Below are 9,666 nucleotides of genomic sequence, written 5' to 3'. Positions count from 1 at the left end.
CATTGACAAAGTACTCATGCCTAAATAAACTAGCTTCAAATCTTTAAAGGTAGCGAATATTTACAATACGCTGATTACAAAACTGCCAATATTGGATATAGTATATTCATGTTGGCTTTACTATTTTTCAGCTCAATGTAAATGTTTGGTAATAAAATAACGACTGTCAGCTCCTAACGCCAGATCATTGACAGTTGGTTTTTATTAACACTTACTTTTGCCCATTTCCAAGAAATTTCGTCAGTCGAACAAGACTGTTACTCACTAAATAAGTAATCCACTTAATATCCATAAGGGTACACCTATGTTAAAAAAGACTTTATTACCTCTAGCTATCGCCATGGCCGCATTATCACTAGCAGCCTGTAGTGACAAAGAAGCTGCTGCACCTGCTGATGCGCCTGTAGCTGAAGAAGCTATGGTCGAAGCTGATCCAATGACTGAAGCTGAGCCAATGGCGGAAGACGCTGCTATGGCTGGTGATATGGTTGCTACGCAAAGTATCGCTGAAATGGCAGCTGGCAACGAAAATCTAACGATCTTAACCGCAGCACTACAGGCCGCTGGTCTGGATACTATGATGATGGATGCTGGCGAATACACTGTATTTGCACCTACTGACGATGCATTTGCTGCCTTGTTGACCAAGCTTGGTGTCACCAAAGAAGAGCTATTAGCGGATACAGAGTTGCTAAAAACTGTTCTTCCGTATCATGTAGTTCCTATGGTAGTTAAAGCGGCTGACATTCCTTACGGCTCTGAGATTGAGACTGTAAACGGTCAAAAATTCACTATCAGTGATGCCAATGTCATCACCGACGCTAGCGGTAACACGGCTAACATCGTTGCTACAGATATGATGGCAACTAATGGTGTCGTTCATGTTATTGATAACGTATTACTACCAACTATGTAGTTGGTAAAGCATTACTAGCACAGTAAGCGTAATACAATAAAACTTAAGTAATTCACAGTATGCAAAAGCTCAGCCATTAGCGCTGGGCTTTTTTGTGAGCGAAGATTATCGATGAGTAAAATATATCAGTCTATATTTTAAGTCTGCTACAAAGAAGCCCGTGGCTCATAGCCACGGGCTTCTTTGTTTTAATCACTTACTCAGTATACTTTCACGGGCAGCTGCCTACAGCGTTCAGCAATCAGCTACGATCACCAGGCGCGACTGATTACTGGTTGTTACAGTGATGACAAGTTCGCATACTCTGAGCCTTTAGACAGTACATAACGCTTGCTGGTTTCACCATCAGTCAAAAACCCACCAAAGGTCTGAGACACTGCACTGAACAAAATAATACTGACTGAAGTTAAAGCCTCTTCGGCCAGTTCTTCAGTATGTAATAACTCTTTAGCTTTAGCGACACTGATAACAGCACAGCTTTCGTTCGGACTGAGGCGTGGTTTAGTGGCTTCATTATAGTTTTTATAACAAAAAGCGATCGATACATACTCATCAGACCCAGCCAGCTCAGCAAGATAGGCCTTGTCGATAGTTCTTTCGGCCTCAACACAGCTTACAGCCGGCTGCTTCTTTAGAGGCTGTAGCCGCTTACTGTGCACGATATGGATGAAGGTTTCTTGTTGTGGGTTTATTTTGGTTTTAGATTTAAATTTAGACTTAGATTTCATGATTAAGTATCCTCTCTTTTTTGATTAAAGCTTATATAATTTAAGCTTACGTAATTAAAATTTGACCCATTAACGCTCATTGAGCTGGCTTGATTCCCATAATTAGGGGAACTAACTATAACTTACAGTTTACCTAGGATATTTTTGTCAGTATTCCTTTACCTCAATAAGTATTCTATAGCTTTATGTGCTTCAAATGTATTGTATTTCTTACAAAGCATTGTCTACCTTGTTCTTAAGGTTATTGCACTGTTTTAGAGGCTATTTTTATCGGTAAAATCCTACTATCAAAGTAAGCGTGCTCTAAAACCAGCTTGGATTATTTATGTGAAGCATTGATAAAGGGATGAGGGTCAGATTCAACAGATTAATAAGGTTATGCTAAGTAAGTGGATGAAGATTTTAAAATAAATTTAGTACTATAAATTTTACCTTCTACCCATGAGCAGTGGTCAGTATTGCCATACTGCTAAGAATAGGCATAGTAATATAATAATAAGTGCGACATAAAAAAGCCCGCGACGATAGCCACGGGCTTTTTTTAATCAGATTCACTCAGTTAAGCATTATTATTAGCCTAGCTCACTTTAAAGTCTATTATTTAAGATCTTTATCTAGTGAGTCCTTATTTACAGATTCTTCAGCTAATCTCTGTTGCTCTTTTAGATGACGTTCTTCCCAATATGGCGCATTTTTGATACCGAATTTTGCTGGATCAAAACTATAACGCTTCACACCTGCTTTGAGCTGTGCTTCGTAGTCTTTCAGCATGGTGAGCGTTGGACGAGCCACAACGAAGATGACCAAGATACCAACGATGTTCAACCAAGCCATCAAGCCAACACCAATATCACCAATAGCCCAGATGTAGCCAGCTGAGTTAAGACCACCGTAGGCAACCATCGCCATGATTAAGATTTTGACTAGGAATCTACCGGTTTTACCTACTCCTTTTCCTAAAAAGCGGGTTAAGTAAGCGACGTTAACTTCAGCGATATAATAGTAAGCCAAAATTGTGGTAAAGGCGAAGAAGAATACAGCAACGGCAATAAAGGTATTACCGAAAGTACCGTATACTGATTCCATGGCCATTTGCGTAAAGGCTGGTGAGTTAATTTCAACCCCAGCAGCTACATTTTGGACGATGAATTGACCGTCAGGTAACGTACCTTGAATGTTATAAGTACCCATGGTTAAAATCATAAAGGCGGTTGCAGAACAGACTAGTATAGTATCGACGTAGACTGAGAATGCCTGTACCAAACCTTGCTGTGATGGATGCTCAACTTCAGCAGCAGCAGCAGCGTGAGGGCCTGTACCTTGACCGGCTTCGTTAGAGTAGATACCACGTTTCACACCCCAACCAATCGCGGCACCAAAGCCTGCTTGGGCGGTAAATGCATCGCCAACAATCATACCAAAGATTTCAGGAATCATTTCGTAGTTAGCGAACATGATAATTAAAGCTAGGACAATATAACCTAATGCCATAAATGGTACTGCGTACTCGGTAAAAGTGGCAATACGCTTGATACCACCAAAAATGATAATACCGAGAACGACTAGAATAATACCTAGCGCTACTAAACGCATAGAGCCAACTTCTAAGCTGCCGATATTAACTAGACTACCTTCACCCATAACTTGAGCAAAAGCATTGATAACACCATTCGCCTGTACACCAGGTAAGAAGATACCACAGGCTAAGATGGAGGATATCGCAAATAGGATTCCGTACCATTTTTGACCGAGTGCCCGCTCAAAGTAGTAAGCAGGGCCACCGCGATATTCGCCGGTGATAACGTCTTTTTCTTTATAGATCTGTGCCAATGTCGATTCAACATAAGCAGTAGAAGCACCTAAGAATGCGACAATCCACATCCAGAATACGGCGCCTGGGCCACCAAAGCCGATAGCCGCAGCCACCCCTGCGATGTTACCCATACCGACACGACCGGCAAGTGATACAGCAAGTGCCTGGAATGAGGAAATACCATCTGCACTGGATTTACCAGTGAATAGTAATTTAATCATTTCACCGAATAGACGTACTTGAACGAAGCGCGTCATGATGGAATAAAATAGACCAGCGCCCAAGCATAAATAAATTAGTGCTGGGCTCCAGATAATTCCGTTTACTACATTGACTAAACCTTCCATATTTATATTCCTAGTACTGTCTCGAAGTGGCCATGCTTATCTTGCTATTTAAGCATTAGGTATGAATCTAAACGTCACTGCTTACACTCATATTTAATGAACCACTTAGGATAGTTTATAGTTGCCAGTGTTTATCCGCTTGGCTTAGCATCGACATTGATCGTATTAATACTGCTTTTCAATCTCAGTGCTGATATCAGTGTCGATGCTAAACTTAGCTGCGGTTGCAATTCCCTTTGCAGTTTTGATGGTTGTTCTATCATGCTCTCAACTTGCTCATAACTATCAGTCAAATGACTGTGAATGCATAGCGCTTTAAACTTAATCTACAATTTTTACCAATAATCTCAACTGATACTGATAAAGAACTGAGGGCTATTTAGCTTGGCATTTGCAGTCGTTATACGCTAAGGTGACAAGAACAATTAACAGTTTAAACTCAACTAATACTAAATGAGCAACAAAGCCACTACCAATTGTATGCAAACCATACGGTCAAGTAACTGCAATTTGCCACAATTCTACAACAATTGCTAGAATTTTTTTTAATTGATGCCTATTTTCTACTTTCAAAAGGTCGTTAGCAAACGTATGTGTAGTTATGTAAGTATTTAAAATATACAATTTTTTCACAGAAATTACCCAAGATAGATTTTTAGGTAAGCTCGCTATAAGTAGATGACTGAAAATAATCGGATAACCAATAACCGCGTTAGGATACAGAGTAAGCAGATCAACAGAATAAAATTATGCTAATAGCAAAAAAATAATGTTGACGTTTTGGTGGTTGTGTTTTGGTAACGGTGAATTGTAAAAGTATTATGATATCGCCATTATTAGCACTATAACCACTAGCAAAAAAACTCTATGCCAAAAAGTCAGCTATAGACTTTGGTCGTGATAATTGATATGTCGATATGTTAATGCATACCTAAATGTAGGTTATATCTTAAACGCTCACCATAACAAGCAAATAAACATAGTAGGCAAAAAGTTATCAAGACACGTGTGACTCGTTAACCATAATTATTTATTACTCTTAGGAGAAACAAAAATGACGCGTAAGTCTATTATAAAACCCATGTTGCTATCCGCCGTATTGGTAACGTCAGCAGTCAGCTTAAGTGGTTGCGGCTATAACAATCTCCAGTCCCAAGATGAGCAGGTTACTGCTTCATGGTCGGAGGTTGTCAACCAATACCAACGCCGTTCTGATTTGGTCCCCAACTTAGTTACAGTAGTCAAACAGTACGCGGATCAAGAGCAAGCAGTCTTTACGCAAGTGGCCGAGGCTCGCTCGCGCGCAGGTGGCATCACCTTAACGCCGGAGGTGCTCAACGATCCTCAAGCTATGGAGCGCTACGCAGAAGCCCAAGGACAGATGGACGGTGCATTGTCACGTCTCATGGCGGTCTCTGAGCGTTATCCTGAGCTAAAGTCTGATGCCTTGTTCCAGGACTTACAAGCGCAGCTAGAAGGCACAGAAAACCGGATCGCGGTTGCCCGTAATCGTTATATCCAAGAAGTACAGGGCTATAACACGACCGTGCGTCAGTTCCCAACCAACATCACCGCCAAAGTATTTGGTATGCAAGCCAAACCAAACTTTACGGTAGCCAATGAGGCTGCAATCTCTACTGCTCCTAATATTGATTTCGATGGAGACAAGGCGGCTACTGAGCAGTAGTGCTCAACTAACAAGCATAACGGTAAAGCGGTGCGATAGACCTGAGTACTATAGGTTTTATACCTATAGCGTGTTAACCTCAGGAAGCATTAACACCAGTTCAACACGAGATAATTCAGCACAGATGTTACCCGAGGTGGTATAGATTAAATGAATAATTCAAAAGCAATCGTATCAGCATTACTACTCACGCTCGGCGCTAGTAGCGCGACCTCGCTGTATGCGGCGCCGAATGATGTTGCTGTCGCTGCGGATAGTACCTCGAATATACAAAATCGTAGCGTTGAGGACCTAGCGGGCATTGCCAAAGTAGGCAAAGCCAATGAGGCTATCAATGATGCGGTACTAGGTAATGATGCTATTAATGAAGCAGTGTTGGGTAATGATGCTCTAAATCCTAATGCTGCTAATACTGATGTTGCTAATAGCGCGACTAATACTCAGGCAAATAATGCTACTTTACCGCCAGTCCAGTCCAGTGCCGCTAGTATAGATGCTGATAAACTGATATTAAATCAGCCAGTCGTTGACCAAGCCAATATTTTAACGGCTCAGCAAAAGCAGCGTTTAACCGAGCAGCTGAGTAGTATTTACCAGAAAGGTTTGGCTCAAGCGGCGGTAGTTATTGTACCGACTACTAATGGTCTACCGATTTTTGACTATGCGTTACAAGTTGCAGATAAATGGCAGTTGGGTGATAAAGACATCGATGATGGCCTGTTAATTGTGCTGGCAGTCAATGATCGTGAGATCTATATTTTAAGCGGTTATGGACTCGAAGGTGTGCTGCCTGATTCCGCACTCAATCGTATTATCCGTGAAGATATTACGCCGCTTTTTAAACAGAACGATTACGCTGCGGGACTTGCTGCGGGTGTTAGTGCCCTCGAAACTCGCCTAAATGCGGATCCTGAAGTGTTGGCACGTGCTGACGCTCAAGCTGCTGAGCGTAGTACTCAGCAAGCCACAGATGAGAACCCGTCATCAATTGCCCTATTCGTTATGGCCTTAATATTCGGTAGCTTTATTACTAGTATCTTTGGCCGTGTGTTTGGCTCTATCTTAACTGCTGGTGGCTTTTTTGCCGGTTCACTGGCATTAGGTGGGGGCTTTTTCATGACCCTGATCATGGCGATATTCTTGTGGATGTTCTTAATTGCTCGTGGTTCTGGCGGTGGACGCGGAGGACGTGGCGGTGGAATGTTCTTCCTACCGGGCTTAGGTGGCGGTAGTAGCGGCGGCGGCGGATTTGGTGGCGGCGGTTTCGGTGGTGGTGGTGGCGGCTTCGGCGGTGGCGGCGCAGGTGGTTCGTGGTAGACTTATTGATTAGACCACATTTAATACGTGACAGCATTTATTAGGCTATATGCATTAAGCTATATTTACTAAATTGTAGTCGCTAGTAGCGTACTTGAGGAAATAATATAATGGCACAAAACAACTTAACCTCATCACAGCCAAGTTTTGCTCGCTGGTGGCGTCAAGTCTTATTTGTCCCAATGCTACATAGCAGGTGGTTGACAGCAGAGTCCAAAGCGCGTTTGACGACCAAAGTGACCAAAGCGGAGCGCGGGCATCGCGGTGAGATATTTTTGGTTATAGAAAACAACCTACCCATTCAAGAGGCTTATCATACTAACTGCCGTGCGCGCGCTATTGACCTATTTAGTGAGTATCGGGTCTGGGATACCGAAGAGAATACCGGTGTCTTAGTCTATGTGAATATCTGTGAACAAAGCTTAGATATCGTCGCTGATCGTGGCATCAGTACGCATGTCAGCCCCACAGTATGGCGAGCAATGTGTGACAAAGCAGTAGCAGGTATCGCTAATAAAAAGACAGAACAGAGCTTGACTGACTTGCTAGATGAAATTGGGCAATTACTCGGTCAGTATTATTATCTTGAAAACAATCCGGAAGGCAATGAGTTGTCTGATACGGTAGTTTTCTTGAAGTAGTTTCTACTACTAAAATAGTGCTGATTTTGAGATTCATTTTTTATGAGTCAATTTACCCTGAGGGTATTGTGCTTTGTATCATAAAATATTTGTGCAGAGTGCTATAAATCAAAAATTACTTGACGTTATTAACCAAAGTAAAAAGTATTACTGGAGCCATATGATTGACTTAATAAGAAGGTTGCCAAAAGCTGAACTGCATTTACATATTGAAGGCTCACTAGAACCTGAGCTAATGTTTAGGCTAGCCAAAAAAAATAATATTGAGATTCCCTATAAAAATATAGAAGATGTGAGAGATGCTTATAATTTTACCAATTTACAAACCTTCTTAGACATATATTATGCCGGTGCCAACGTACTTATTACCAAAGATGATTTTTATGATTTGACCTGGGAATATATTTTAAAATGTGTTGAAGATAACGTTATTCACACTGAAATATTCTTTGACCCCCAAACGCATACTGCAAGAGGAATACCTTTTGCGACGGTAATAACCGGCATCAAAGAAGCGTTAGCGGATGCAAAAGAAAAGTATGGCATTACCTCTTGTATTATCATGTGCTTTTTGAGGCATTTGTCACAAGAAGAAGCCTTTGAAACGTTAGAACAGTCTTTAATGTTTAAAGAAGACATCGTTGGTGTTGGCCTCGATTCTGCAGAGCTAGGAAACCCGCCTTCGAAGTTTGAACAGGTGTTTAAAAAAGCCAAAGAACAGGGCTTTAAGTTGGTGGCTCATGCCGGTGAAGAAGCTGATTTTACCTATATTTATGAAGCTTTAGATTTGTTAGGTATTGATAGAATTGACCATGGTGTTCAATCTATCAACAGCCCAGAACTTATGCAAAGACTTAAAGATGAACAAGTACCGCTTACCGTTTGTCCGAACTCAAATATCGAGCTAAAAGTTTTTGAGGCTTACACAGAGCATAATATAAAAGAGCTATTAGATTATGGACTGAATGTCAGTGTAAATTCAGATGATCCAGCCTATTTTAAAGGTTACATGAACCAAAACTTTATAAACTTGTATGAAAACCTACCATTATCGGAAGATGATGTTATCACCTTGGTAAAAAACTCCTTTAGATCTTCATTTATAGATGAAGATTTAAAAAAAGAGTACTTAGCTAGAGTTGATAGAGCGGTATAAATATAATTAGCACAGCTATTCATATCGTTATTAGCTAGCATCAGTAACCTGTGTCTTGAAACAATAGAATAAGTCCCTTATCTATGCTTTAAGCTTCTAGTAGACCATTGGCATTAGAAGCTACTCTGTCAGTGCTCAATATTGCTAATATTATTACGGCTGTAGCGCAATGACCTGTTTGATCAGTTGCGGCATCACTATCCCTGCCTTAGCTGCTAGGGTAATATCAACTACGGTATTGGGTGTGGGATCAGGATTTATTTCGATAATTTTAGCGCCGCTTTGCTTGGCCAACTGCGCAAGTCCAGCGGCTGGATACACCAGACTTGAGGTGCCGATACTGATAAATACCTCACAACGCTCGGCGTTACTTTCTGCTGTTTGCCAGGCCTGCATAGGTAATGACTCACCGAACCAGACAATATCAGGTCGAATATAACACCCACAATGTGTGCAATTTAATAGTTTATCGTCATGATTTCTGACTATATTTGAGCTCTCGGACTGTTCATTAGACTGAGTGGGTAATGTATTGTGGTCAGCGTTATGAGTCTTGGATTGATTATTAGGCTTATTATTGGATTTATCGTTATAAGGCTGGTCACATTGACTACAGCGATTATGCCAAAGATGTCCATGTAAATGAGTGACCGTGCTGCCAGCTTGTTCGTGCAAATCGTCAACGTTTTGAGTGATTAAACTAAGCTGCTGCTTATGTAACTTAGCATGCTGCTGCCATTGAGCCAGAGCATGATGCGCCGGATTAGGTACTTTATCGCTTACTAGTTGCCTACGCCATTGATACCACGACCATACCAGCTGAGGATCACGTGCAAAAGCGGTACAAGTCGCTAAATCCTCAGCGCGGTATTGTTGCCATAAGCCAGTTTGCTTATCCCGGAAAGTAGGGATGCCACTTTCTGCTGAGACCCCAGCTCCCGTTAAGATACAAATACGCTTTTTTGAAACTAACAATTCGGCAGCACGCTTCACGTCGCCTACTAACGCTGCTGATAACGCTGTTAACATGGCATAACCCCTGCTAATAATGGATATATACC

The 9,666-nt window shown here is 41.5% G+C and carries 8 protein-coding genes; 5 read left to right on the top strand and 3 right to left on the bottom strand.

What is annotated here, in order from left to right:
• Window positions 1–304 precede the first annotated feature (304 nt).
• Window positions 305–916: a fasciclin domain-containing protein gene (locus H4W00_RS12510; RefSeq protein WP_209958736.1), complete on the top strand. Its 612-nt coding sequence runs from the start codon at window positions 305–307 to the stop codon at window positions 914–916.
• Between the two features lie 278 nt (window positions 917–1,194).
• Here the strand turns inward: H4W00_RS12510 and H4W00_RS12505 are convergent, their stop codons facing one another.
• Together H4W00_RS12505 and H4W00_RS12500 are read right to left on the bottom strand one after the other, a co-directional pair.
• On the bottom strand, window positions 1,195–1,644 hold the full coding sequence (locus H4W00_RS12505) for a hypothetical protein (RefSeq protein ID WP_209958734.1): 450 nt from the start codon (window positions 1,642–1,644) through the stop codon (window positions 1,195–1,197).
• A gap of 597 nt (window positions 1,645–2,241) precedes the next feature.
• Window positions 2,242–3,804, bottom strand: coding sequence for an alanine/glycine:cation symporter family protein (locus H4W00_RS12500; protein WP_209958732.1), 1,563 nt, complete (start codon window positions 3,802–3,804; stop codon window positions 2,242–2,244).
• A 1,054-nt stretch (window positions 3,805–4,858) separates the two neighbouring features.
• On the opposite strand from H4W00_RS12500, the gene H4W00_RS12495 reads away from it, so the two are divergent.
• From H4W00_RS12495 to H4W00_RS12480, 4 genes are all read left to right on the top strand, one after another.
• Window positions 4,859–5,491, top strand: coding sequence for a LemA family protein (locus H4W00_RS12495; protein WP_209958730.1), 633 nt, complete (start codon window positions 4,859–4,861; stop codon window positions 5,489–5,491).
• 150 nt (window positions 5,492–5,641) lie between these two features.
• A complete protein-coding gene (locus H4W00_RS12490; protein WP_209958728.1) occupies window positions 5,642–6,808 on the top strand; it encodes a TPM domain-containing protein in 1,167 nt (388 codons plus the stop codon).
• A gap of 110 nt (window positions 6,809–6,918) precedes the next feature.
• Window positions 6,919–7,449, top strand: coding sequence for a TPM domain-containing protein (locus tag H4W00_RS12485; protein ID WP_209958726.1), 531 nt, complete (start codon window positions 6,919–6,921; stop codon window positions 7,447–7,449).
• Window positions 7,450–7,609: 160 nt separating this feature from the next.
• A complete protein-coding gene (locus H4W00_RS12480) occupies window positions 7,610–8,605 on the top strand; it encodes an adenosine deaminase (RefSeq protein WP_209958724.1) in 996 nt (331 codons plus the stop codon).
• 153 nt (window positions 8,606–8,758) lie between these two features.
• On the opposite strand, the gene H4W00_RS12475 is transcribed toward H4W00_RS12480, so the two are convergent.
• Window positions 8,759–9,634 carry an SIR2 family NAD-dependent protein deacylase gene (locus tag H4W00_RS12475; protein WP_209958721.1) on the bottom strand — a complete coding sequence of 292 codons (876 nt, stop codon included), beginning with the start codon at window positions 9,632–9,634 and terminating at the stop codon, window positions 8,759–8,761.
• Window positions 9,635–9,666 lie beyond the last annotated feature (32 nt).

Source organism: Psychrobacter sp. PL19, from assembly GCF_017875835.1.
GTDB lineage: Bacteria > Pseudomonadota > Gammaproteobacteria > Pseudomonadales > Moraxellaceae > Psychrobacter.
Note: the sequence above shows the minus strand (reverse complement) of the source record. Positions and strands in the feature narration are given on the sequence as shown.